Here is a 26449-nt window from a genome sequence, read left to right on the forward strand (position 1 = left end):
GCTACCCCACCTGACTAAAACGCTTTTGGAAACACTAATTGCGGTAAATACAGAAAGACGCTTGGCAGTAGTATCATGGCGATAATTATCGACATAATGAGCACTATTAGCGGTATTACTGCCATAAAAGCACGCGGCATGGAAACTTCGCCAATCTGTGTTGCGATAAGCAGGCAAATACCATAGGGAGGCGTAATCAACCCTAGGGTGAGCGATAAAATCACTACCAGTGCCATATGGACCTGGTTGATATCAGCCGCGATACACAGTCCCTGAATAATGGGGAGGAAGATAATGACTGCTGTCACCGGGCTGAGGACAGTGCCAATCACTAACATAAACAGCATCACCAACAGCATGATGCCCACCCGCGATTGCGTTACGGTGAGGATAAAGTTAGCGACCTCCTGAGCGATCCCCAAGTACGAAATTAGCCATCCCATAATGCCTGCGGAAGCGACAGCAAACATGGGTAACGAAAAGGCGACAACGGAATCTGACAAAATGCCGGGAAGCTGCCTAAAACGTATCGCTCTATAAAAAACAAAGGCCAGCAACACGCCTACCAAAACCGCTACCGAAGCAGCTTCCGTGGCAGTGAATACGCCTAGGGTGATGCCACCTAGCACCACTAGCGGCAGCACCATAGGTGGAGCAGCGGTGATCGCAGTACGCCCCATTTGGCGGAAAGAGAACTTACCCGTTGCTTTAATATCGTGCTTTCTCGCGATGTAATACACATAGCCCATCTGCATCAAACCGACGAGTATCCCTGGCAGAATGCCCCCCATAAACAGAGCACCCACGGATACGTTGCCAAAGGCACCGTAAATTACCATGAGAATCGAGGGCGGAATGATCCCCCCCAGCACAGACGATGCTGCCGTCAATGCCACAGCAAACGGCGCGGGATAGCCCGACTTCTTCATCGCCGGAATGAGCACCGCCCCCACGCTAGCAGTATCTGCAGCTGCAGACCCTGAGAGGCTGGCGAACATCATGGATACCATGACATTGATGTGGCCAAGACCGCCGCGAACATGCCCAACGGTACTATCAGCAAAGCGCAGCAGACGGTCGGTGATTCCCCCGTCGTTCATCAGGCGCCCTAGCAATAGAAAGAAAGGCACGGCCAGTAACGGGAATGAATTAATGCTGGCAAACATCTGATTAACGACCGATGTTAAGGGCAGTCCCAATTGCATGATCGTCAATATGGACGCCAAACCAATCGCAAAAGCGATAGGGACACTTAGGCCGATAAGAATCAGAAAGCTGCCAATCAAGGTAATCAATGGACTCATGATTCGGGGGCCTCTCCACCATTGGCCGCATCTCTACCAGCACGCAGCTTGGCGATATCATCGCGAATAGTCTCAATAGAAAATAGCAACATGGAGATACCTGCTACGGGGATCGCGGCGAACACATAGGCCATGGGCGTACCTAGCGCTACCGAGCGTCGGTTCCAGCCCATATCCACCAGTACATTACCGTGCACAATCAGTACATAGATCACGGGCAGACAGGCTAGGCTACCGAATAAGCGTAATACCCGCTGAGTAATAACAAAGCTTGGAGGGAAAACGTCCACTACATAGTGCCTACGCTTACGCAGTGCAATGGCCGCGCCAATAAAGACCGCCCAAATAAAACAGGCCATAGCGACTTCATCGGTCCAAGATACTGATATTTTCAAGTAGTTTCGTGCCACCACCTGATAGAGCACCGTTAGGATGAAGGCTGCAAACAGCGAGCCTGCGATAAATGTCAGGAGTTTCTCCAACAGATCGTTTATTTTCCGCATTTTTCTACCCTTACATTGGCGCACTGCTTGCAGATGAGACCCACAGCAGCACGCCAAAGCGCTGATGGCTCGCGGTTTACAGGTTGCGAATCGTGTCGAGCAGCTCAGTCAAACCACGTTCCTCAGCAAACTCGTCATGCAGAGGAACGACCGCATCAATGAAGGCCTGCTTGTCGACTTCGGTCACCGTTACCCCCAGATCCTCGAATTCCTGAATAAATTCAGCATCGTACTCCACTCCTTTTTCAGTGCCGAATTCACCCGCATGCTGGGCCGCATTGAGAATGATGGCCTGGTCCTCTTCCGAGAAGCGATTAAAGCGGTTCTCACTGATGGAAATATGGCTCATCATCACCTGGTGCTCGGTTTTGGCATGATAAGGAGCTACCTCATAAAGGCGGCTTGAGTAATAGCCGCTGATGGTGCTCTCGAAGGCCCCCACTACGCCGGTTTGCAGGCCAGTGTAAATTTCTGTCCATGGTAGCGATGTCGTCAACGCACCGACTGATTGCCACATCTCAGCATCTAGGCGCGAGCCTGTGACACGCATCTTGATACCTTGCAGGTCCGAAGGCTGGGTGACAGGTCCGGTATTGGTACTTAAATTGCGCGTTCCCCCTCCTGTCAGACTCAACAACTTCAAGCCTACGCCTGACTCCTGCATAGCGTTGGCGAAATAGTCAAACACGGGCGAGTCGGGAGAGGTGGCAGCCCGAAATTTATCCATATCTTCAAACAGATAATTAAGACTGAAAATTTCAAACTCAGGGGTATACGGCGAAATATTCATCACACCGCCAATGATCATATCGGTGGTACCGATACGAATCTCATCGACCATTGTCTGGTCATTACCCAATTGGCCACCTGGGAAAATCTGTACATCGATACGCCCATCGGTCGCTTCTGCTACTTCGGCTTTAAACGCTTCAGCAGCATCAATCCATGGGTGAGGAGCACTTACTACCGTGCCCAGGCGTAAGGTTTCTGCCATAGCAGGGGAAATAAAAAGCATGGAAGTTGCGGCTGCCAGGGCCAAGCGCGAAAACGTACGTTTTGTCATGGGGACGTTCCTCTTATAGGTTTACTAGCTGTCCATAGGTGCTAACTGTCTATAGGTACTAAATGCCGATAGCGGCTAGCTGCCGATAGATACTCGCCAGGGATGTGCCAACGCTTTAAAAAGCGGGTGATTGTTTAAGCTATGCTCCCGATACAGGTTCACCAAGGGTATGCATAAGCCGGTTTGCCCAGCCAAATAGAGTGGTTGAGAGGGTAAGATCCAAAATTTCCTGATCATCCAGCCCTGCTTCACGTAGGCTGGCAATATCATCTTCGGTTACTTGGGGAGGACACTCAGAGAGCCGCATGCCAAACTTAAGGATGGCACGCTGACGTGCATCGATATCCGCCTTTTCGCCATTGAAGAAGATCTCCTGCATCACCCGCTCATCACGCGTCAGGTTGTTATAACGCTGAGCGTGCACAGCCGCGCAGTAGATACAGCGGTTGACGACCGATGCTGCCACCGCTCCCAGTTCCCGCTCTTCACGGGATAAACCACCCTTGTCATACATGATGCCGTTAAATAGAGACGTGCGAATACGCAGCGGCTCAGGATCATGTGCCAACACCAATACATAGTCGGAAATTTTGGTGTTGGAAGGCGTCTCTTTCAGCGCTTCCCGTTGAGCAGGCGTCGCCTGATCAAAATCAATCGGGGTGATATGGGGACGCCACGTGGGTACCCGGGTAGTGAACTTGTGAATGACACGACTCATTGGCTTTTCCCCATCACACTCAGCACAGCGGCAACGCGCAGCTGGTAGTTAACGAAAGCAACCAGCCCGGCTAAGCGGACAATATCTGCTTCATCAATGCCTGCGGCACGTAGCGAACCGATTGTTGCTTCGCTGGCATCTCGCGGCCGTTCGGTGACCAAATCAACGTAATCCACCATCGCAACCAAACGCTGGTTATCCGCCGGTGGCATTTGTCCTGGAAGGGCTAGTTGGTAAGGGTCGGCATCATCGCCATACCCGGCAAGCAAATCAGCATAGTGCTGTGTCAGCCCAGCTTGCTGGCAAATTCTCGCCATACGGCATGCCAGCGCCGCTCTTAAGCTGACAGGCAGGTTCCCGGCATCATTGGGTAGCAGCGCTGCTTCATAGGATGCTTGTGTCAGCTCCATTAACTTGCCGCGCATAGTTAGGGCTTCGGCCAGCGGGCCGCTGCTGGGTACGCCAGCGGCTGTTTCAAGTACATGTGACATTTCGGTTCCTTAACATTGCAATACAAAGACGATGTTAGCGCTACGCATTCAAGGCAATGGGGAAGGCTCCCACTCATCCCCCAGTAGTTCCGGAGAGTCGTAGTGTTCGAGTAGCTGCCAGTGGCGTTCAATGTCTTCTCGATAAAAGCCTGCGGCAATTGCACCTGCCAACCAGCTGGCTCCTTCGCTGATCCCAGGAATGTCACCGCTGACCTTGCCTAAGCTAATAGAGGCGCCATAGTTGAAGCAGTGAATATTACGCAGCCAGGGTGCCGCTCCTGGCTCTCGTTCTTGGAAGGCAAAGTCGCGATCCACGTAAGGAAAATTGCCCAGTTCCTCATGCTCAAGCTCGGCGGGTGGCTGATATTGGTCACGCCACAGCAGAATACGATCGGCATACCCAGCCAGCTCGGTACGCGCCAGTGGATCAACTTCAAACCCAGTTCCCAGAATCAGAAAGTCGCAGCGAACCTGCTTGCCCTGCTGGGTCGTGATCACCACTTCCGGCCCTTCAACTTGGATATTTTCAATGCCACAACCAAAGTGAAAATAAGCATTCTCATGGCGGCTGACACGCAACGTCGAGCCACGAGGAGGCGGCGTCTGGGTGATAAACGAGTAGTGCATAATGCGCCAGCGCCACTCATCCGGCAGCGTTGCGTAGCCATGAGTAAAGCCATAGCAGCCAATACCCATCATTTTGTTGATCGTCGGCATCTGCTGACGACGAATCAGAAAGCGAACCTCGCTGGCGCCATGCTCCAACGCCTCAGCTGCATTATCAATTGCCGAAGCGCCCACCCCCACCACGACCACGCGCTTCCCCTTAAGGGCAGTAAAATCGATATCGTCCGCCGTGTGTGCCCAGCGAGACGCCGGTAAACCAGCAACGAAATCGGGAATCTTGGGGGCACCGGTACCTTCACGGCCAGTCGCCATAATCAGTTTGCGTGTCAGAACACGCTCAGCCGTCGCGCCGGAGCCAGAAAGTTCAAGACTGAGTAGCTCTCCCTCAGGCTTAACATGCTCAACCTTGACACTATTTTCGACCGGTAGATTGAGAACTTCACGGTACCAGCAAAGGTACTCCATCCAAGTAGGCCGCGGAATCTTGTCAAGAGTTTCCCAGGCTTCGGTGCCAAACTGCGCCTCATACCAAGCCCGGAAGGTCAGTGAAGCAAATCCATAGCTGGGCCCTGGTAATGTTTTCGGCGAACGCAGTGTCTCCATACGGGCATAGTTCATCCAAGGCCCTTCTTTACCCGCCGGGTTGCGATCAAAAATACGGATATTGGAGATACCTCCCGACAGTAGCGCGAAAGCCGCTACTAAACCGCACTGACCACCGCCCACAATCACGACATCGTAAACGTGCCGCCCATCCTCTCTCTCTAATGAGGGGACCCAATTAGCAGGCGGCAGGTTCAGACAGGCGAGGTCGTGCTTAACACGCGCATTTAAGGCTTCAAGGCCGGCACCGGCCAAAGAGGGAGTGAGGGTCATGGCATCATCTCGGCTTGTGTCTGCATGGCCTGTTCGGCCTCATGGGGCCACCAGAACCAACGAACGGGTACATCTTCAGCGTGGCGATTAACGGGTAACGGCAGGGCTTCCGCCAGTTCAACCAATTCAAGCGCTCTGGCAAAGCAATCAAGCACTGTGGCCTCGTCAGCTGTTCCAACAGATGCATCCTTAGTGAAAAGCGTATCCAATAGGCATGGCGTTACTGACTCTTCGGATTGAGCTGATGCGTCAGGGCGCTGGGCAACCCAAACACCACTATGTTCATCCACAGAGTAAAGTTTCATTAATGCCGGGGCATAACGCGCAATAAACTCGACCGCAGATATTACATAGTTAGCCGACTCATTGCTAAAAAAGAAGTTAAATCCGAGTCTTACCCAACCTGGACGATATATGCTTCTACCTTTTTGGACTAACGCTTCATGCGCTGCGGCCGTATCGCTATCAATGGAGAGCAGTTCATGACCATAAGGGCCCGCACAGGAACAGCCACCTCTAGCCTGAATACCGAATAGGTCATTCAACATGGCAACAACCAGGTTATGGTGTATCGCCCGTTCTCCAGCAGTGATATTGAACGAGAAAATGGCCAACCTGGGCGCATTAAGTGAGCCAAGCAGGTTCAAGTTAGCTATTTTTTGCCAACGCTCCACGGCCATGGCCACCAACTCTTCCTCGCGCAGTTCAATGGTCTCAGCGCCAACTTTTGTTTTGATTCGGAACGCCAACCCCGCACGAATATCGCCCAAAATATTAGGCGTACCCGCCTCCTCCCGGCGCTCGACATTCTGAACATAGCGATGATGGGAGGCAGTTACATAAGATACCGTACCGCCACCTGCAATAGAGGGCTTCGCATTGCGGCACACCGCTTTGCGAATCACCAGCACGCCGGAACTCCCAGGCCCACCGACAAATTTATGAGGAGAAAGGAAGACCGCATCCAGATGATCGCCTTGGCCGCTGCCTGCCATATTGATCGCCACATAGGGCCCACTTGCCGCATAGTCGAACACAGCCAAGCCGCCATATTGGTGCGCTAACTTGGCTATCTGGGCCACGGGCGACAGAATACCCGTGACATTGGAAGCTGCCGAAAACGCCACGACTTTAACGTCGCGCTCGGCATGTGCCTGCAATTGCTGCTCAAGCACCTCCAGATCAACAAGACCATGGCTATCCAGAGGAGTACGTACCAAATCAACATCGCACTCGCGCCATACCAGATCATTAGAGTGATGCTCATAGGGGCCAACGAAAACAACCGGCTTAGCGGCCTTCGCTGCCACTTGCCCATGGGTCAGCTCAAGAATGCGACAGCAACGATCTATCGCCGCGGTAGCACCAGCACCAGCAAAAATGACCGCATATTCGTCATCAGCACCTACAGACTCCGCCACAGCTTGGCGAGCAGCTTCCCGTAGTCGCGTGGTCATTTTACCGGTGTAAGAGGTTTCGGTATGCGTATTGGCATACAGAGGCAACACCTCCTCTTGAATTGCCCGCTCGACGATATCCAACGCCCTTCCCGATGCCGTGTAATCGGCATAGAGCAAGGGGCAATCTCCAAATGGGCCGGGGATCAAGCGCCCTTCTCCAATGACCCCACTCTGTAGGCGCTCTATCCACTCACGAGAGATCGCCGAGGGGGAGCTCGGTGGTTTTCTTGACTTGTTCCATTGAGAAGCACGATGTGACATTACTGAGCTCTATTTTCGCAATCAGCCTTTTATAAAAGGCGTCATAAGATTGGTTATTACGCGTAATGACCTTGAGTAAGTAGTCGTATTCACCTGCAAGGCGATTAACTTCTACGATCTCAGGAAAGTTTTTAACCGTCTCCTGAAATTTATCAAGCCAAGCTTGGTTGTGTTTATCCGTTTTAACCATCACAAACACAGTAAGACTAAGATTCAATTTCTCAGGGTTCAGCACGGCAATTCTTTTTTCTATAATTCCGTCTTTTTCCAGCTTTTGTATTCGCCGCCAACACGGCGTAACAGAGAGACCAACCCCTTCTGCAAGCTGTGCAATAGAAAGACTATCATCGCGCTGAAGCTGTTCAAGAATTTTTAAATCAAAACGATCAATAAGCAATTTATTTCCCCTCTATACGATTACAAGGAATTTTATTCTTTATAACCTTTTCTTCATACGGTCAAGAGAAATAATTTTTCACCATCAACCCAGTTAAAACCAACCAAGTGCTTACTCCCACTAAAAGAGCATCCCAAAATGGTGCAGCAAACAATATGCTGCACCAAAAAGAGCTATACATAAGAGTTTAAAGTCGAGCCTACTAGGAATTTAAAGCACACAATTGATTAAAACTCCTTGACCGTTCATTAACATATACGCTTTTGAACACATACTCTTGAGCTCATAATTTTAAAAATCATGATCTTGAAAAAAATAGACTCTTGAACATACCCGTAGCAAACTACTTTTTAATCGCCAGAAATATTAGCCTCCCAACAGCCGCACTTATTCTATGAATGCAGGCCGAATCCGCTGCTTTATCAAAGCCGCTATCCGCTCCTTGAACCGGTCAACAGCCACCAGAACGCACCATGCTTGGGCAGATGGAAGGCCTATATTTGATAATGCTTTACATTAGCTTTTGACACGTGCCATCATTCTGTCTTTCAAACGTCTAGCTACCTGTGACACGTATGCCAACAATACACGCTCATTGCGGCAAGGCTTGGAGACGTGTGTTGCTACTAGCATGCGCGGCGCTGATAGCCTGTTCCGTGCTAGCCAATCCGCTGCAAAGCGCTGCTCAGAACGACAATCCCGCACCATCCGTGTCGACGCCACGTATTGTTACGCTCTATCAAGGTGCTACCGATAGCGCTGTCGCTCTTGGGCTTACGCCGATTGGTGTCGTCGACTCCTGGTTAGAAAAACCGATGTATCGTTACCTGCGTGAACCGTTGGAAGGCGTCGAGCATGTTGGTTTGGAAACCCAGCCCAACCTGGAAAAAATTGCCTGGCTCGATCCTGACTTGGTCATTGCTAGCGACTTTCGCCATGCGCGAATAGCACCGCTATTGTCAGCCATTGCACCCACGGCATCTACTCACACCGTTTTCGGCTTTAAAACTACGCTGACGATGATCGCCAATGCCACTGGCCGCGAAACGGAGGCCAGCCAATTACTTCGGCTCTGGGATGACCGAGTGAGCGATTTCCGCCAGCAGATAGCCGCTGAGCTGGGCAGTGAATGGCCTCAGAAAGTGGCCGTGGTACGTTTTAAAAGTGACCACGTGCGCATCTATACTCACGGCTTTGCTGGCTCTATTTTAGATGAGCTTGGCTTCGAGCAGCCGGATACGCTACATACCCAAGGCTGGGGAATGAAACTTTCCAGCACTGAGAACATTCCTGTTCTGAATGCGGATGTTATGTTTGTGCTGCTAGAACCGGACGATCCGGCCATTGCGGATAATTATCAACGCTGGACGGCTCACCCACTATGGCAGCGCCTTTCAGCGGTGCAAAACGGGCGCGTATTTGAAGTCGACCCCGTTAGTTGGATGATGGGCGGTGGCATCTTAGCGGCCAACGCTATGCTAGATGATCTCTATGACCATTATAAGCTGCAACATCAGACTTGCTTTCCCCACGCTATCGATCACGCCGGGGAGCACTTCCAATGCTAAACAGTGCCGCTGCAAAAGGCATTGGCCTGATAGTCGGGGCAGTACTAACGTTTGGTGCTTTTTTCGCTAGCGTGATGTTAGGCACGACGGAGATCGCCCTACCCACGCTGCTCGATGCGCTCACCCACTATGACGCTGCCAACGTATCCCACATTATTCTATTGACCGAGCGCTTACCCCGTGCCGTGATTGCCGCCCTAGTCGGCGCCAGCTTAGCTATTGCAGGTGCGCTGATGCAAACCATGACGCGCAACCCACTGGCATCGCCGGGTATTTTGGGGATTAACGCTGGCGCAATGTTTTTTGTGGTGGTCGCAGTCTCACTGCTGCCGCTTCACACCCCCGCTCACTATGTCTGGGCAGCCCTATTGGGCGCACTGGTCGCCGCAAGCCTCGTTGTGCTGCTTAGCCGGGGCCGCCACGGCGAACTTTCGCCACTGCGCGTTGTGCTAGCGGGGGTGGCGGTCACAGCAATGTTTGTATCATTTAGCCAGGGACTGCTGGTGATTGATCAACAAAGTTTTGAGAGCGTTCTTTACTGGCTGGCAGGTTCTGTCTCAGGGCGCGACCTCTCGGTGGTCATGCCCTTGCTGCCGCTCTTCGGCGGGGCACTGCTACTCAGTGGATTACTTGTACGCCACGCCAATGCGCTGCTGCTGGGAGACGATATGGTCACCGGGCTTGGCATGCAGGCCACCACCATCAAACTGCTGCTAGGGCTGATCGTGATCGTGCTAGCAGGTAGCTCTGTGGCGCTGGCAGGCATGATTGGTTTTGTGGGATTAATTGTGCCCCACATGGCACGGGGACTATTTGGTATTGATCACCGCTGGCTGCTACCCGCTTGTGCGGTACTGGGAGCCTGCCTACTACTGCTGGCCGATATCGCTTCACGGTTTCTAATGCCCCCCCAGCAAGTACCTATCGGCGTCATGACCGCGCTTATTGGCACGCCCTTCTTTATCTATCTGGCGCGACAAAAGATGGCTAGCCAATGACGCAAGAAACAGCACTCCCCCTCAATCACACGATAGAACGCAAAAGCGCCCGCCTCTTGAATAGCCTGCTGCTGTTAGGCGGTCTGCTTTTCTTCAGCGTCGGCGTATCCCTCTGCTTGGGTAGCTTTCCCACGCCACCTCTACAGGTTTTACAGACGTTGATTGCTCCTCAAAGTAGCGATATCGCTTTTATTATTTGGGAGCTAAGACTGCCCCGCATCGTGCTGGCGCTACTGGTCGGTGCCGCCTTAGCGGTAGCAGGTGCCATTCTGCAAAGCATTGTGCGTAACCCGCTAGCATCGCCAGATGTCATCGGTATCACCAGCGGCGCGGCGCTAGCTGCCGTACTGTTTTTAGCGCTGCTCAGCACAACCCTCAGCATTCGCTGGCTGCCTGTTGCGGCCATGCTCGGTGCGCTGGCATCCGCTCTACTGGTGGTCAGTTTGGCGTGGAAGAGCGGCATTAGCCCAGCACGTATGGTATTGGTAGGCATTGGCTTGGCAGCGGCCATGGGGGCTGCCACTACCTTATTAATCGTTATTAGCGATGACACTGCGGCCATGACGGCCTATGTATGGCTTACCGGCAGCCTTTACGCGGCGCAATGGGTAGATGTGTGGGGTCTATTGCCATGGATATTGGTCGCAGTGCCTATCAGCCTTGCCTTCGCTTGGCATGCGGATGCCATGGCGCTGGGCGACCATGTAGCCGAAGGACTTGGCGTGCCTATTCTGCGCAGCCGAATAGTACTGCTGGCCTGCAGCGTGGCATTAGCCGGTGCCGCCGTTGCGTTTGCGGGTGGGTTAAGCTTTGTGGGATTAATTGCGCCCCACTTAGCGGCTAGGCTCGTGGGGCGCAACCTGGCACGGTTGGCGCCCACCTCAGCGCTAGTCGGGGCCTTGATCGTTTTAAACGCCGATTTATTAGGCCGCGTAGCCTTTTTACCCAAAGACTTGCCTGTCGGTATTTTCGTGGCCGGGATAGGCGCGCCCTTCTTTGTGTATTTGCTGCACAGGGCGCGCTACCGTCCTTACTAAAAATCGACGCGATAGCCGAAGGTCACGGTTCTACCGCGTCCGGCAAAATAGCGTTCGTCGTTCACCAGCGCACTTTGTGAGTAGTAGCTAACGTACTGCTCATCAAGCAGGTTAGCGATGCCTACATTGACCTGTCCAACGGGAAGTTGGTAGCCCACGGCGGCATCCATCAACAGATAGCCGTCAAACTCACGGTTGGCTGCGTCGAAGGTTTTATCGAAGGCGTAGTTAGCCTGCACAAAGGTGGAAAGGTTATCTGTCCAATTGGCAGACCAACTGGCCGTCAGGCGATCTGGCGAGACATCCAGTCCAGACAACTTGGCGTCTAAACTGCCATCATCGTTACTGTCGTAGCGCCCTTCCATACGTGAGTACGCCAAACGGCCGGAGTGCTGGTCGGTAAATTGATAATCTACCGAGGCCTCAAAGCCCTTAATTTCAGTCTCCTGACGCTGCATATAAAAGACGTCGTCGACTTCCGTGAGTCGGCTGCCGAAGTCGGAGGAGGATTCATAATAACTAAGCTCAGCGGCTAAGCGGCCATTCTCAAAGCGAACGCCTGTCTCGATATTGTCGGTAACAATCGGACTTAGGTTTTCAATGCTATTAACCGATTGATTAGGGGTACTAATGCCTCTCAATGCTCGACCAACATCGGGAATAGAAAAACCTTCAGAGTAATTGGCAAACAGGCTCCAATGATCCACAGGTTTCCACACTGCGCCGACGTTATAGAGCGTTTCATTGAAACTGGGGTTACCACCGGCAACATCAACACTATTGTTAGCCGCCACCGTCTGATAGTCATTGATCTTTAGCTTGGCGTACTCATAGCGTGCGCCAGCGGATAGCAGCAGTGAATCCACGGGCCTAAACTCGGCCTGAATGAAAGGCGAAAGGTCGGTGTACTCTGTTGGTGGCACATAGGTACGGTCGGACTGATATAGGTACTGTTCGGTTTCATCAAACAGCGTATCAAAACCACCCGTTAAGGACAGTCGATCATTCAGCAGATCATCCTTAGTCAGCGAGACTTTAGTGCCAAACTTGCTCGTTGATGCCATGGATTGGTCGTAAAAAGATCCCACTGGGGCAAGCGCAGGATCCTGGAAAGTCGCTGAGTTGGTTGCCCCAAACAGCGCTTCATAATCCTGATAGAACGCCTGGGCGCTTAAACGCATCCCCGCCAGGTCATAGTGATCGTAACTTAGTCCTGTGGTCCAGACTCGGTTATAGGGGTCATCTCCCTCGGGAGTGCCACGCTCAGACGTCGTTACCACACCATTGGCACGATCTCCCGTTACGCTCACATAATTATTGTGACCCTCAATATTGTAGTGATTGAGGGTAAATTGCAGGCGTTGATCGTCGTCAATCCAGTAAGCCAGCTTACCTAAAACATTGAAACTGCGAGAGTCCATCAGGTCGCCCTGGGTATTGTCCACACCCACAGGGTCACCATTTCCATCCAGGAATAGCCCCTGATCTTCAAGGCTGGCCGAAAACAGATAATCCACATCACCGCGATTACCACTGACCCCATAGCTAGTTTTATAGCTGAGTGTCTCGCTATCCAACTCGCTGGTGGGAGTCGTTACCTGAACCTCAGCATGCTGATTAAGCGAACCTGGCTCTGGACGTTTAGTGATCAAGTTAATCACGCCACCTGCCGCTCCCACCCCATTAGTGGCATTAGCCCCTTGAATCACCTCGATCTGCTCAACCATGGAAAAATCGATCGTATGTGCTTCACGCCCCGTTGGGCGCAGAGGGTTCGACTGTGGAATACCATCAATCAGGATCAGCGGCTTACGCCCACGAAGGGTTTCACCGCTACCAGTCATCTTTTGGCGGCTGGGGGAGTAAGAGGGCAGCAGGTTACTTAAAATCTGCGATGAATCGCTGGTTAGCTGTAACTGTTGGTTGATCTCCTCCTCGGTGATAACACGCACCGTTTGAGGAGAATCCTCTTTTGAGGAATTAGTACGGGAAGCCGTCACCACCACCGTTTGATTTGTGTTTTCTCGCTCACCTTGTGCTTCAGCGATTACAGGCGACTGAGCATGTGCCTGGGTAGCCGCTACCAACCCAGCAAGCGTTACTGTTGGCCAAAACACGTGGCATTTTTTTATCGACATCCGCTTATTTTCCCTTGCAGTGAGTGAGTCGCCCAAAAGACAATGCACATCTAAATGATAACGATTAACTTGTGCATATATTACCAACATGGCTTCATCAACGAAACACGTCGTTCGATTTATCGAAATGTACAGAGCTGGGACAAAGATTTGAAAATGAGAATATTTTGTCTTACGGTGCTGGCTGCTTAGATCATGCAGGCGACTCTTCCCATGACACTCACCTCCCGTCTTACGCCTCGGCTCAGAGGTGAAAGCCTTCATGCTGGTTATGAAGACAAGCGCGTGCTGGACGGTGTCGATATCGGCATACAGGAAGGCAAGCTAACGGTCCTTTTAGGGCCGAACGGTAGTGGCAAATCCACGCTGTTAAAAACGCTGGCACGTACACTCACGCCAAGCGCTGGGCACGTTTACCTGGATGGCAAAGATATTCACCGCAGCAATACGCGGGAAGTCGCTCAACGGCTTGGTATTCTGCCCCAGGGGCCAGTCGCTCCCGAGGGGCTGAGCGTAAAACAACTGGTCGGAATGGGACGTTTCCCGCATCAGCGTATGTGGCAAAAAAATCCCGAACAGGATGCCCGCGCAATTCGCGAAGCCATGGCCTACACCAACGTGACCGAGTTTGCTGAGCGCAACGTCGACGCCCTTTCCGGTGGGCAGCGTCAGCGCTGCTGGATTGCTATGGTGCTGGCTCAGCAAACGGATCTGATTCTGCTGGATGAACCCACCACTTTTCTGGACCTCAAGGTGCAGGTCGATTTACTGGCGCTATTGTCACGTTTGGCCCATGAGCATGGCCGCACGCTGTTACTGGTGCTTCACGATCTGAATCTAGCCGCCGCCTACGCTGACCAGTTGATCATGATGCGAGATGGAAAGATCATCACCAGCGGCGCGCCTAGCGAAATATTTACCGCCGCCAATCTTAAGCGCGTTTTCGACCTGGATGCCCACGTACTTCTCGACCCGGTAAGCAACAGCCCAGTGTGCGTTCCCCATAAATTCACGGTTAACACCCAACAACAGCACACCGCCTCGGAAGAACATATCGCCCTATGAAGCATACTTTCTGCGCCGACCTCAGCCGTGAACAGCATGATCCATTAGCTGGGAGTGCTACCCATGCCGAACGCAATCTATTAATCAGTTGGCCGCGCGCAAAGTGGCTGCGCAAGTTGCGCCATGCCAGCGACATGAACGACACGCTGAAACAGACACTAGATGACATTGCCGATAGCGGCCTACGTATTAACCTGATTCAGCAACCGGGAATGGATAAACATCAGCACCAAGTATTTCTGATGCCAGAACGACGGCGCTTTCTGATTGCCCGCCATCACTTAGAAGACTTTTTAAGCGCTCTGCAAACAGGCAACAGCTTGGCAGAGTGGGAACAGCCACCGCTAGAAACCGACCTGCTGCTCTGCTGCACCCACGGCACAAAAGACAAATGCTGCGCCAAGTACGGCTACCAAACCTATAAGGCGTTGGCTCAAACGATTGCTGACCACCAGCTACCGTTTGAGGCTTGGGAAAGTAGCCATCTGGGGGGCTGCCGCCTAGCAGCCAGTTTGATTTTGCTGCCCAAGGTGCGCAAATACGGACGCATTACCCCGGCGCAAGCACTGCCCTTCCTACAGGCAGAAGCTAACAGCCAACGCTACTTGCCTGGCTATCGGGGCAGTTCACAACTCACCCCTGCCCAACAGTGTGCAGAACTAGCCGCCCTGACCCACCTAAGTACACAACTAAGCACGGATCAACACCAACCCCAGCTAACGCTGTTGGACGATAGCGGCAGTGAGCAAGAACGCCTGATACGCTGGCAGTGGCAACGGGGCAACACTCAAGGCCAACTCAGCGTGCGCTGCCAAGCCACCACCATCATGCGAATTGACACCTGCGCCGACCTTGAGAAAGGGCCCACGGAAAGTACCGTTTGGCGGGTAGCTGAGGAGCGCTATGGTTGCTTTAATCGCCTGAGCTTTTCTAATAGTGACTATTAGCTATTTCGGGCATATGGCACATACCGACAACAACATGCCACATACATTTTAGCTAACGTTAACAGGTGGACAGAAGCCCACCTGTTATGACCTTAAAAACCCAAAATCTTATCAGGCAGCCATGTAGCCATTGTAGGAAACAGCACAACAATAGCCAGTGTTAGTAATTGCACAGCGATAAAGGGCAACACACCTTTGCACATTTGCCCATAGGTAATATCACTAGGGGCAATTGACTTTAAATAAAATATTGACGACGCCATAGGAGGTGTCAGGTAGCTCGTTTGGATTGTTATCAGCACTAACGTAGCAAACCAAATAGGGTCGATACCGAGCTGTTTAATCACAGGAGTAAATATTGGCACGCAAATTAAAACGATAGAGGTCCAATCAAGAACAAACCCTAACAAAAAGGTAACCGCTAGGAAAAATAAAATAACGCCTGCTGTACCACCACCTAAACCATTGGCTATTGCCGATACCATTTCTCCACCACCGTTGACTGCAAAAATACCCGTAAACATCGTACCACCGGCTACTATAAGCAGTATCATAGATGTAATGCGTACGGTAAGAGATAAAGAGTCAGTAAGTGAAGATATCGTTATACCACCATTAATTATTGCCAAGATCACTGCGCCTGCAACACCAACTGCCGCTGCTTCTGTTGGGGATGCAATACCACCCAACAGTGACCCAAGCACAGCGAACATTAATAGCAGGGGTGGCACTAACGCTTTCAGTGTAATTCTTATTTTAAGCGCAAAGGGTTTATCATCGTCAACAATAGTAGAGACTGGGCCATCTTGAGGGCGCAGCCAGCATCGCACAACTATGTAAGTAGCAAAAAGAGAAAGCATAAGAATGCCGGGGAATATAATCGCTGCAAATAAGGCACCTATCGACTGTTGAGCGAGTGCAGCATAGACGACTACAATGACAGTAGGGGGTATGATTGTTCCTAAAGAACCTCCTGCACAAACCGTACCCGCAATCAGTGAGTTATTATATTTATAGGCTCTCATAGCAGGGATTGCCATTAGCCCAATCATTATTTCCACCGCACCAACGACTCCAGATGCAGCAGCAAATATTGCAGCCATAGCGATCGTTGTTAGCGCTAGCCCACCTGGTAGCCGCCCTATCCACATTTGAATGGCATCGAAAAGATTTTTTGCGATACCTGACTTCTCTAGTATCGCCCCCATTAGAATAAAAAGAGGAATCGAAGAGAGCACATAATTTGATGAAGCGCTATAAACACTGCCATAAAGTTGTTGAAAAATCATAGGGCCAAAAGCGAACCAACCAGAAACAAGTGACACTATAACTAATGAAAAAGCAACCGGAATACCTAAAAATATTAACAAAAAAAGCCCTGGAAACATTAACGAAGCTATTGTCGAATCCATTACTCAATCTCACTTTTTATAGTCTTATTTAAAAAAGAACGAAGCCCAATGACAAGAAACTGAAGAGCAAGGAGAGTAAGACCTACAGCTATACATGTATAGAATGGCCACATTTGAGGCGCCCATGTACTGACCATTTCCACCTCATTAGTTATGAATGCCGACACAGTCTTCTTCCAACCATACCAGGCCATAAATAGAAAAGTTGGAAACAATACAACTGTATAAACCACTCCGATAATCAATCGATAAACATTATTTGGTAGCAAGCTACTTAACACATCAACTTTTATATGACCATCAATCTGCGCTGTCCAAGCAACACCCAGCACAAACGCAACACCTGTAGCCATATAAGAAATATCGAATGCCCATATGGTTGATGAGTTAAAAACATAGCGAGCTATCACTTCATATAACATTGACAATACCAATACAACAATTGCCAGCTTGCTCACCCACGCAGACACTTCAGAAATTTTATCTACTAATTTAAATATCATTATTGGCACCACTCATGTCTATATATACAAGGAGAGACTCTTAAAGTCTCCCCCTATAATTTTTATGTTAATTAGTTATGAGATAGTCTTTCTGAGAATTCCAACGTGACTGATATTCTTGGTAGTCTTTTAAAATCTCTTCCATGTCAGGGTTGCCAGCTTCACTTTCTTCCGCAGCCCGGGCAGTAATCCATGAACGCCCATTTTCCGCTAATTCATCAACGAATGCTTCGTCCAAACTAATGACTTCGTTTCTACCTTCACGATAATTTTCCATAGCGATTAGGTCGTTATGATAGAAACTGGAAAGCCCTTCATAAGTCGTCAACTTAGCTGCAGATTCAATTAGCTGCTTTAGGTCGTCTGGCACTTGATCCCATGTTTCCTGACGGACAACGACTTCCCAAAGGAATGTGGGTTGATGTACACCTGGGACTATGATGTAGCGGGCTGCTTCATGAAAGCCTTCTGGATAATTACTGGAAGGCGTTGCCCACTCCACAGCATCGACACCCTTACGCTGTAATAAAGTGTAAGTGTCTCCGGGCGGAACAACAGTAGGGACTGCATTGTAGTACTCACGCATAACTTCAGCCCAAGGGCCAGAAGTTCTGTACTTTAAGCCGTCGAGATCCTCAGGCCCGTTAATTGGCACGTTGGAATGAGCAAATACTTCAGTAGATCCAATGCCAACGATTAGCGAGTGCAATCCTTCACTAGCCCGGAGCTCCCGCAATGCTTCTTGACCGCCACCTTCATAAATCCAATTAATATATGACTGTGGCCCCATGCCTCCAGGGAATCCAGCAAAAATAGCGTTTATAGGATTTTGATTAACTAAGTAGCTTGGCGTGGAGTGCCCCGCCTCTACTGTACCCTCTTTGACAGCATCATAAACTTGCAAGGCAGGCACAATCACGCCCGCGCCAAAAGGCCTAATGTTAGCTCGTCCTGAAGTTAAAATTTCTGTGTTGCGTGAGAACCGTTCGAGGAAATTTTCATAGAATGGAGAGCCTCCTGGGACGGAGGTGGGCACCCGCCATTCCACTTCGGCTGCATGCACTTGGGAGGAAAGTGCTATCGCCGCTACCACAGAGGAAAGCCATTGCTTTGTTTTCATGATCACTAACCTTTCTATATGTTGGTTTTATTTATCTCTCACCCCATTGCTAAATAAAGGGCATTGAGAGGTAGCTACATGCCTGTACGTTTAAGCTTTTCCTACAGCAAATACTGTTATTGCAGAGCCGTCTGCTGTTCGCCTTTCCCTCTCCCTGGAACAGACTTGTCGCGCTGAGCAAAGCCAGATGAGTTACGAACAAATCAATCTTGGCTGCCTTTTTTGTATAAAATATATAATAAATCATTGCAAGAGTATCTTTGCAGAATCAGGACAATTTTATAAAAACACCATCTTAATTCAGGAACTTAAGATAATTCTGATATAGAAGGCTATGTGAAGAAGCGTTTATGGGAATAGCTTCGTTTTCTTAGAGATTAAGTAAGGATCCCGAATCGGGACTTACTGAGCTCCCATAGACTTAGAAAAAGCGAGGAATAATTCGACCACCTCCACAATTATAAGACCTTAGTCTAACCATCTATCAACTGACATCTCTACTCCAGTTGCTATAAATCTTTGTAATAGCAAGCTCTTCCTAATGCTCAGATCAGTAACTCATGCATAGAGAACGTAAGCCTGATGCGAAATATGGCTTCACAAATCATTTTGAAGATTGTATAAAATATAAAAACTACCAATTGATGCTGACATCCACTGTAGCGCCAGCGTTGATCACCAGGGCAAAACAATCACAGGTGTTCCATGAAACGAGTGCATATCATTGACTCTCATACAGCAGGTGAACCTACACGGCTGGTAATGAAGGGATTCCCGACTCTGCCTGGCGCAACCATGGCAGAAAAATGTGAAGCGCTGCGCACTTCGCATGATCAATGGCGACGCGCCTGTATGTTGGAGCCACGTGGGCATGATGTGTTGGTGGGAGCGCTTTATTGTGCGCCAGAGTCACCAGATGCCACTTGCGGGGTCATCTTTTTTAACAACTCGGGGTATCTGGGTATGTGCGGCCACGGCACTATCGGGCTAGTCGCATCCTTGCATTATCAAGGCCTTATAGAACCCGGTGCCCATAAGATAGACACTCCCGTTGGTCCTATTAGTGCAACCCTTCACAACGACGGTGCAGTTACTGTCCGCAATGTCCTTTCTTATCGCTATCGCCAGCAAGTCCCTGTTGAAGTGCCTGGATATGGGCTTTTGCATGGGGACATCGCTTGGGGAGGCAACTGGTTCTTCCTTATCAGTCAGCATGGCCAATCGCTAGCGCTTGATAACACCGAAAAGCTAACCGAATTCACCTGGGCCGTACGCCAGGCACTCGAAGCCGCCTCGATTACTGGCGAGGACGGCGGGCTAATCGATCATATTGAGCTCTTCACAGAGGACGAGGCAGCCGATAGTCGTAACTTTGTGCTTTGCCCCGGTAAAGCATATGACCGCTCCCCTTGTGGTACCGGCACCAGTGCCAAACTGGCTTGCCTAGCGGCAGATGGAAAATTGTCGCCAGGAGAGACCTGGGTACAAGCCAGTATTTGTGGCAGCCAGTTCGAAGGACACTATGAATGGGAAGGCAATGGCATCCGTCCCTATATCAAGGGGCGAGCTTATCTAAGTGCAGATGCCACCCTACTCATTGATGAACAGGACCCGTTTGCCTGGGGTATTTCTGACGTGTAAGCACGCGACTCGCTAACCCTAATTCTTCATTAACCAAGCAGCACCGATTACTCCACTATCGACTCGGCGCTGATGTGAGTACTGACAACACCAACCGAAAGGAAAAACAATGAGCGATAACATCTTTACAGGCTGCATCCCAGCGTTAATGACCCCCTGTAATGCGGACCGTCAACCGGACTTCGATGCACTGGTTGCTAAAGGTCGTGAGTTAATAGATATCGGTATGAGTGGCGTCGTGTACTGCGGCTCTATGGGCGATTGGCCACTGTTAACCGAAGCACAGCGCCAAGAAGGCGTCGCCCGTTTAGTTCAAGCAGGCATACCAACCATCGTGGGCACTGGCGCAGTAAATACCAAAGAGGCCGTATCCCATGCCGCTCACGCTGCTAAAGTGGGAGCCCATGGTCTGATGGTTATTCCGCGCGTGCTCTCACGGGGCACCTCAGTAGCGGCACAAAAAGCTCATTTCTCAGCCATTTTAGAAGCAGCGCCTAAGCTGCCCGCCGTCATTTATAACAGCCCCTACTACGGCTTCGCGACGCGTGCAGACCTCTTCTTTGAGCTGCGTCATCGTTACCCAAACCTAATCGGCTTCAAAGAGTTTGGCGGTGCCGATGACCTACGCTACGCTGCGGAAAACATTACCTCCCAGGATGACGATGTCACCTTGATGGTAGGTGTAGACACGACTGTCTACCATGGTTTCGTCAACTGTGGCGCCACCGGTGCCATCACCGGCATTGGCAATGCTCTCCCCCGCGAGGTGCTCCAGCTCGTCGCTCTTAGTAAAAAAGCCGCGCAAGGCAATGTCGAAGCACGCCGTTTAGCCAAAGAGCTTGAGGAAGCGCTGGGAGTTCTCTCCTCCTTCGATGAGGGCGGCGACCTAGTTCTGTATTACAAACACTTAATGGTACTCAACGGGGACTCCGAATACTCCCTCCACTTCAATGAAACTGACACTCTGAGCGATGCCCAGCGCCACTATGTGGAATCTCAATACGCCTTGTTCCGTACCTGGTATGCCAATTGGTCTGCTTCCTTAGAGAACATCTAAGGCTCAGTGGTACACAATTTTTTGCCGCTTAGCAGCCGACTGCTCCAGCACAGCTAATGTGCTGGAGCGAACTCTCTTTGCTAGGAGTTACTCATGCATCGTATGAGTCTGGAGGAAGCCGAGGTACTGGCAAAAGCAGTGCTCAACGCCCAAGGCTTCAATCAAGAGCAGACACACGCCCTATCTCAAGCTGTGATAGCGGGGCAACGCGACGAGTGCCATTCACATGGCCTATACCGTTTACTCAACTGCGTTAAAACGCTAGCGGCAGGGAAAGTGGTCGCCAATGCTCAGCCAGAAGTACACGATCACGCCCCAGGCATCGTACGGGTTGATGCCAAAGGAGGATTTTCGCAACTTGCCTTCGAGGCTGGCTTACCCATTTTAACGGCAAAAGCGCGTGAGCAAGGAATTGCCGCGCTTGCCATCAATCACTGCGTACATTTTTCAGCCTTATGGGTTGAGATTGAAGCTATCACAGACCAGGGGTTGGTAGCCCTGGCCTGTAATCCCAGCCATGCCTGGGTGGCTCCCGCGGGTGGCAGTCGCCCATTACTGGGCACAAACCCGTTGGCCTTTGGCTGGCCGCGTCCCAATGGTCAGCCACCATTTATCTTCGACTTTGCTACCAGTGCCATTGCTCGCGGTGATATCGAACTCCATCACCGTGAAAATAAGCCGATTCCCGAGGGTTGGGGTATCGACCGTTTAGGGCAGCATAGCCAAAACCCTGCTGACGTATTAGACGGCGCACTCCTTACCTTTGGCGGCCATAAAGGCTCTGCCTTATCGATCATGATTGAGCTTATTGCTGGCCCACTCATCGGTGACTTAACCAGCGCTGAATCGCTGGCATACGATGATGGAGCCGGAGCTTCCCCCTATCACGGCGAACTCATACTCGCTATGGATCCTGAACGCTTTCTGGGGAGTACGCTCGAGGATTATATGGCCCGTGCTGAAGATCTGTTCTCGTCGATCATAGCCCAGGGCGCTCGCTTACCTTCGCAACGACGATATACGGCACGGCAACGCACTCAAAAAGAAGGTATTTCAATTCCAGAATCCCTATATCAGGAGTTGTCACGCCTAGCGCGACTATGACGGCTCTTTTCTTACCGACCATTCGCGTTACTCTAACGACGGAGACGAACATGACATTGCAAGGCAAAATGCTGATTGGCCAACAAGCTGTACAGGGCTCTCGTGACGCCATTTACGCCATCAATCCAGCGAATAATGAACGTCTTGAACCCGCTTATTTAGGTGGCTCCCAGGAAGAGGTAGAAAGAGCCTGCGAGTTAGCTTGGCGCTCATTTGACAGCTACCGCGAAACGCAGCTGGAAGCACGGGCACAGTTTCTCGAGACCATTGCAGATGAGATAGAAGCGCTCGGAGAAACGCTGATTAACCGGGCAGTGGCCGAATCTGGCCTTCCCCAAGCCAGGATCCAAGGGGAGCAAGGACGGACTTGTAACCAACTACGGTTATTTGCAAAAACCCTACGCAATGGTGAATGGCTAGATGTTCGAATTGATCCGGCCATGCCTAATCGTCAGCCCATGCCGCGCGCCGATTTGCGTCAACGCCATATCGCGCTTGGCCCAGTCGCTGTTTTTGGTGCAAGCAATTTCCCACTGGCTTTCTCCGTCGCCGGCGGCGATACCGCATCAGCGTTAGCGGCGGGATGTCCCGTGGTCGTCAAGGCCCACTCCGCACATCCAGGAACCAGCGAATTAGTAGGGCGTGCGATTCAAACTGCCGTCAAGCGGTGTGATCTTCCCGAAGGCGTATTTTCGCTAATTTTCGGCTCTGGCCGTGAGGTTGGGCAGGCATTGGTTGCGCATCCTTACATCAAAGCGGCAGGGTTTACTGGCTCACGCAGCGGCGGCTTGGCACTATGGAAAACGGCGCAATCACGCCCTGAGCCAATCCCTTTCTATGCTGAGATGAGCTCTATCAACCCAGTATTCCCTCTACCAGCGGCCCTGGAGTCACGTGGTGCCAGCATGGGGGCAGAATTCATAAGCTCGTTGAATATGGGAGCTGGCCAGTTTTGTACTAATCCTGGGTTAGTCATTGCCGTAAAGTCCAAGGGGCTAGACGCGTTCATTGCAGCGGCACGCCAAGCGGTCGAGAGCAGCAGCGCTCAAACCATGCTTACGCCTGGCATTCACCAAGCCTATACCCACGGTGTGCAAGCCCTTACCTCGACAGGTAAGGTCCACGAAGTAGCTCGCGGTCAAAAAGGAACTGGCCAAAATCAGTGCCAAACAGCTCTTTTTGTGACTTCTGCTGCTCACTTTCTGGCTGAGCAAACACTGCAGGAAGAAGTTTTTGGCGCGTTGTCGCTGGTAGTGGAATGCCAAGACCAGAACGAGGTTCAGCGCGTCGCGGAGGCGCTTGAAGGCCAGTTGACCGCAACCCTTCAGCTGGAGGATGCCGATCAGGAAGTTGCTCGCAACCTGCTGCCAATTTTGGAACGTAAAGCGGGCCGGCTACTCGTCAATGGCTGGCCAACAGGCGTCGAAGTTTGCGATGCCATGGTTCATGGTGGCCCTTTCCCAGCAACGTCAGATTCACGCACCACGTCTGTCGGTACCGCAGCTATTTTTCGCTTTTTACGTCCTATTTGTTATCAAGATCTACCGGATGCACTTTTGCCAAAGGCATTGCAGCATAGCAACCCACTGTCACTTAAACGCCTAGTTAATGGAGAACGTGAAGACTGATCAATAGGAGTTTGCGCCGCTTTACTCTGGGGAGAGCGGCGCATCATGTATTGAGCCATGCAAGCTGGTCAACGGTTCAACGGTTCAACTACCGACCATTCAGCTACCAGCCATGGACATCTATATAGGTTTGTATAAAATGTGCAAATTAACTTTCAGGATGGACGTGAACCATGGCGACATTCAAAACACGAGCACACTTCGTCGCCGACGACTTACGCAAACGTATCCTTGGCGGTGAGTTCAAGGGCGGTACTCAACTTCGTCAGGACGCCCTAGCTAGCGACTATGATGTCAGCCGCATTCCTGTCAGGGAAGCTTTGCTAACCCTCGAATCAGAAGGGCTAGTAGAGTTTCATGCTCACCGTGGCGCTTTCACCACCGAGCTTTCCGTCAGCAAAATTCGTGAACTTTTTGAGCTACGAATTCTGCTTGAGACCTATGTGCTTAGGCATGCCATTGATAACCTCACTGAAGCAGACCTCGATAAAGCTGAGGATATACTGCGCAAATATGACGACGCTCTAAATCGCGGTGGCGAAGTCGACAATTGGAGTGAGTACAACTATGCCTTTCATTTGGCGCTTTATGCGCCGGCCGAACTTCCAGAAACACTCGCTATCATTCATCAGTTAAATACCAAATCAGACCGCTATATCCGCATGCAGCTCGTCTACTCCCAAGAGATCACAAAGGCTGAAAAGGAACACCACGAATTGCTGGAGCTGGCGCGCCAACGCGACACTGATAATGCCTGCCGACTGCTTAAAACCCACATTGAAGACGCCTGTGGAAGTATTATCGCGGTACTTGAAAAGCGTTCCAACCAGGCAGAGGCACTTTGAAACATAAGTGCCGCTTTCACTACCCGACTCCAACCATAGTTGCCTCTCCCCTCTCTTCTACTTAAGTTATAAACACTACGTCTAGCACCACTTACCCTCTTTATATACCTCGGCTAGCTAACGCTAGCGCCTTCCGGCTATTCGAGTAGCTTCAGTGGATTAATCCCCATTTCTATCGTTCCTATCCATCAGGAATCATTGCACTGCTAGCTAGTTTCATTTTTACCGCTCGCTACTTGCCCTTTGCTATCGCACTGAGCTCCTCTCCTGCCATTTCTTACCAATATTTGTCATTGACGGTATTGATCCAATTCATAAACCTGAGATATATTTTATACAATCTACAAAAAATAGAATTAAGGAAGCTTCATGAATCCACGAAGCACTAAGAGTAGCGGCTCTAACGAGGATGCCGATGTCATCGTTATCGGTGCAGGAGTGGTAGGTAGCGCTTGCGCCCTGTCATTGAGCCAACAAGGCTTGCGTGTTTTGGTGCTAGACAGCCACCAGCATCCGGGTATGGGTGCATCGTTTGGCAACGCGGGCCATATGGCAACGGAGCAGGTTTTTCCTATTGCCGATGCAGCCATTGTGAAGCGACTACCCAAAATGCTACTGGACCCAATGGGGCCGCTACGCTTGGATTGGCGCTATGTTCCCAAGGCCCTACCATGGTTCACTCGACTACTTTGGAATCTACGTAAGACTCCCTACCAAGCCAGCGTGGCAGGTATCCGTGCTCTCAATGAAAATAGTCTGGATGCTTGGCGTCGACTGCTCGAAACCATAGATAGCAGGTATCTGTTAAAGGAAGACGGATCTCTCCTGGTTTATGAAAAGGATAGCGCTGCCGAAGAGTTAGCAACACTTCACACAAAGATGACTAAGCAGCAAGTAGCCGTTGAATACTGGCAAGCCAGTGCAATTAAAAACACTGCTCCTCAATTGTCAGACAGCATTAAAGGCGGGCTATTCTTCCCTGACACCGCACATACGATTAATCCCTCACAGATCGTCAACTCACTCGTATCCGCAGCTAAAGCCAATGGAGTGCAGTTTAGACAACAAAACGTCGTATCAGGCCAAGACCATGGCAACGGTGTGACGCTGAAGACCGCGAGCTCGTCCTCCTTCACGGCTGGCAAAGTTCTTATTGCATGTGGAGCTCATTCTGCCCATCTCACTGCCACACTAACGGGTACCAAAGTTCCTCTTGATACGGAGAGGGGCTATCACCTGATGCTGCCTCATGAACGGCATCGGCTGCCTATGGCGGTTACCTCGTTGGAGCGTCGTTTCATCATGACACCCATGGATGAGGGATTACGCTTGGCAGGTACCGTCGAATTTGCCGGGCTCCATCGACCAGCCAATATGCAACGCGCTTGGCAACTGCATAAACTCAGCCAAGGGCTCTTCAAAAACGACTTAGATACTACCGAAGCTAAACCCTGGATGGGCTTTCGTCCCTCCTTACCCGACTCACTCCCTATTATCGATAGCGTTAAAAGCGGCAGAGTCCTACTAGCTTTCGGGCATCATCACCTTGGCCTTACTCAAGCCGCTATTACAGCCGAAATTATTAGCCAGCTGGCCAAGCGAGAAAACCAACAAGCTCAACTGCACTGCCAACTGCCCATTGATTTATCTCCCTATCGGCTAAGCCGATTTTCCTAGCAAGCGACA

At 50.9% G+C, this 26449-nt stretch carries 23 protein-coding genes; 11 read left to right on the forward strand and 12 right to left on the reverse strand.

Translation table 11 applies throughout. The annotated features are described in order from the left end of the window. Positions 1-14: 14 nt before the first annotated feature. The 8 genes from IR195_RS15250 to IR195_RS15285 form a co-directional block, all read right to left on the reverse strand. Positions 15-1304: a TRAP transporter large permease gene (locus tag IR195_RS15250; RefSeq protein ID WP_146941951.1), complete on the reverse strand. Its 1290-nt coding sequence runs from the start codon at positions 1302-1304 to the stop codon at positions 15-17. Continuing rightward, a complete protein-coding gene (locus tag IR195_RS15255) occupies positions 1301-1807 on the reverse strand; it encodes a TRAP transporter small permease (RefSeq protein WP_125750654.1) in 507 nt (168 codons plus the stop codon). Before IR195_RS15255 ends, IR195_RS15250 begins: the two co-directional genes overlap by 4 nt. A gap of 76 nt (positions 1808-1883) precedes the next feature. Further along, the gene (locus IR195_RS15260) at positions 1884-2870 is read right to left on the reverse strand and encodes a TRAP transporter substrate-binding protein (RefSeq protein WP_089039560.1); all 987 of its coding nucleotides are present in this window, start codon (positions 2868-2870) and stop codon (positions 1884-1886) included. 139 nt (positions 2871-3009) lie between these two features. Continuing rightward, complete coding sequence (locus IR195_RS15265; RefSeq protein WP_038477449.1) at positions 3010-3588, reverse strand: peroxidase-related enzyme; 579 nt, start codon at positions 3586-3588, stop codon at positions 3010-3012. Then, positions 3585-4079 (reverse strand): CMD domain-containing protein, encoded by a 495-nt coding sequence (locus IR195_RS15270; protein WP_125750663.1) that lies wholly within the window; start codon positions 4077-4079, stop codon positions 3585-3587. Before IR195_RS15270 ends, IR195_RS15265 begins: the two co-directional genes overlap by 4 nt. Positions 4080-4127: 48 nt before the next feature. Continuing rightward, positions 4128-5582: an NAD(P)-binding domain-containing protein gene (locus IR195_RS15275; RefSeq protein ID WP_125750666.1), complete on the reverse strand. Its 1455-nt coding sequence runs from the start codon at positions 5580-5582 to the stop codon at positions 4128-4130. Further along, positions 5579-7303, reverse strand: a complete 1725-nt coding sequence (locus IR195_RS15280; protein WP_206047990.1) for an aminotransferase class V-fold PLP-dependent enzyme — start codon at positions 7301-7303, stop codon at positions 5579-5581. Before IR195_RS15280 ends, IR195_RS15275 begins: the two co-directional genes overlap by 4 nt. Continuing rightward, positions 7233-7700 (reverse strand): Lrp/AsnC family transcriptional regulator, encoded by a 468-nt coding sequence (locus IR195_RS15285; RefSeq protein ID WP_206047991.1) that lies wholly within the window; start codon positions 7698-7700, stop codon positions 7233-7235. Before IR195_RS15285 ends, IR195_RS15280 begins: the two co-directional genes overlap by 71 nt. A gap of 671 nt (positions 7701-8371) precedes the next feature. On the opposite strand from IR195_RS15285, the gene IR195_RS15290 reads away from it, so the two are divergent. From IR195_RS15290 to IR195_RS15300, 3 genes are read left to right on the forward strand one after another with little or no spacing between them, the layout of a single operon-like run. Further along, positions 8372-9268, forward strand: coding sequence for an ABC transporter substrate-binding protein (locus tag IR195_RS15290; protein ID WP_241006843.1), 897 nt, complete (start codon positions 8372-8374; stop codon positions 9266-9268). Further along, positions 9262-10266 (forward strand): FecCD family ABC transporter permease, encoded by a 1005-nt coding sequence (locus IR195_RS15295; RefSeq protein ID WP_206047993.1) that lies wholly within the window; start codon positions 9262-9264, stop codon positions 10264-10266. The genes IR195_RS15290 and IR195_RS15295 overlap by 7 nt, the downstream gene beginning before the upstream one ends. After that, the gene (locus IR195_RS15300) at positions 10263-11303 is read left to right on the forward strand and encodes a FecCD family ABC transporter permease (protein ID WP_206047994.1); all 1041 of its coding nucleotides are present in this window, start codon (positions 10263-10265) and stop codon (positions 11301-11303) included. The genes IR195_RS15295 and IR195_RS15300 overlap by 4 nt, the downstream gene beginning before the upstream one ends. Here the strand turns inward: IR195_RS15300 and IR195_RS15305 are convergent. Beyond that, positions 11300-13441 carry a TonB-dependent receptor gene (locus IR195_RS15305; protein WP_206047995.1) on the reverse strand — a complete coding sequence of 714 codons (2142 nt, stop codon included), beginning with the start codon at positions 13439-13441 and terminating at the stop codon, positions 11300-11302. The genes IR195_RS15300 and IR195_RS15305 overlap by 4 nt on opposite strands. 213 nt (positions 13442-13654) lie before the next feature. Between IR195_RS15305 and IR195_RS15310 the strand changes: the two genes are divergently transcribed. Continuing rightward, entirely contained in the window at positions 13655-14506 is an 852-nt protein-coding gene (locus tag IR195_RS15310; protein WP_206047996.1) for an ABC transporter ATP-binding protein, read from the forward strand. Next, positions 14503-15453 carry a sucrase ferredoxin gene (locus IR195_RS15315; RefSeq protein ID WP_206047997.1) on the forward strand — a complete coding sequence of 317 codons (951 nt, stop codon included), beginning with the start codon at positions 14503-14505 and terminating at the stop codon, positions 15451-15453. The genes IR195_RS15310 and IR195_RS15315 overlap by 4 nt, the downstream gene beginning before the upstream one ends. 92 nt (positions 15454-15545) lie before the next feature. On the opposite strand, the gene IR195_RS15320 is transcribed toward IR195_RS15315, so the two are convergent. The 3 genes from IR195_RS15320 to dctP form a co-directional block, all read right to left on the reverse strand. Continuing rightward, positions 15546-16865 carry a TRAP transporter large permease gene (locus IR195_RS15320; protein WP_206047998.1) on the reverse strand — a complete coding sequence of 440 codons (1320 nt, stop codon included), beginning with the start codon at positions 16863-16865 and terminating at the stop codon, positions 15546-15548. After that, complete coding sequence (locus tag IR195_RS15325) at positions 16865-17368, reverse strand: TRAP transporter small permease subunit (RefSeq protein ID WP_172421578.1); 504 nt, start codon at positions 17366-17368, stop codon at positions 16865-16867. The genes IR195_RS15320 and IR195_RS15325 overlap by 1 nt, the downstream gene beginning before the upstream one ends. Positions 17369-17435: 67 nt before the next feature. Next, complete coding sequence (dctP, locus tag IR195_RS15330; RefSeq protein ID WP_198348986.1) at positions 17436-18488, reverse strand: TRAP transporter substrate-binding protein DctP; 1053 nt, start codon at positions 18486-18488, stop codon at positions 17436-17438. 705 nt (positions 18489-19193) lie between these two features. On the opposite strand from dctP, the gene IR195_RS15335 reads away from it, so the two are divergent. The 6 genes from IR195_RS15335 to IR195_RS15360 all read left to right on the forward strand — a co-directional run bounded on the left by IR195_RS15335 (position 19194) and on the right by IR195_RS15360 (position 26440). Further along, positions 19194-20129 (forward strand): 4-hydroxyproline epimerase, encoded by a 936-nt coding sequence (locus IR195_RS15335; RefSeq protein WP_206047999.1) that lies wholly within the window; start codon positions 19194-19196, stop codon positions 20127-20129. A 109-nt stretch (positions 20130-20238) separates the two neighbouring features. Further along, positions 20239-21186, forward strand: a complete 948-nt coding sequence (locus IR195_RS15340) for a dihydrodipicolinate synthase family protein (RefSeq protein WP_172421581.1) — start codon at positions 20239-20241, stop codon at positions 21184-21186. A gap of 93 nt (positions 21187-21279) precedes the next feature. Further along, positions 21280-22290: an Ldh family oxidoreductase gene (locus tag IR195_RS15345; RefSeq protein WP_206048000.1), complete on the forward strand. Its 1011-nt coding sequence runs from the start codon at positions 21280-21282 to the stop codon at positions 22288-22290. A 50-nt stretch (positions 22291-22340) separates the two neighbouring features. Then, positions 22341-23918 carry an aldehyde dehydrogenase (NADP(+)) gene (locus tag IR195_RS15350; protein WP_206048001.1) on the forward strand — a complete coding sequence of 526 codons (1578 nt, stop codon included), beginning with the start codon at positions 22341-22343 and terminating at the stop codon, positions 23916-23918. A gap of 173 nt (positions 23919-24091) precedes the next feature. Beyond that, positions 24092-24763, forward strand: a complete 672-nt coding sequence (locus IR195_RS15355; protein WP_206048002.1) for a GntR family transcriptional regulator — start codon at positions 24092-24094, stop codon at positions 24761-24763. Positions 24764-25132: 369 nt separating this feature from the next. After that, complete coding sequence (locus IR195_RS15360; protein ID WP_206048003.1) at positions 25133-26440, forward strand: NAD(P)/FAD-dependent oxidoreductase; 1308 nt, start codon at positions 25133-25135, stop codon at positions 26438-26440. Positions 26441-26449 lie beyond the last annotated feature (9 nt).

The organism is Vreelandella venusta (genome assembly GCF_015689495.1).
Taxonomy (GTDB): Bacteria; Pseudomonadota; Gammaproteobacteria; order Pseudomonadales; family Halomonadaceae; genus Vreelandella; species Vreelandella venusta.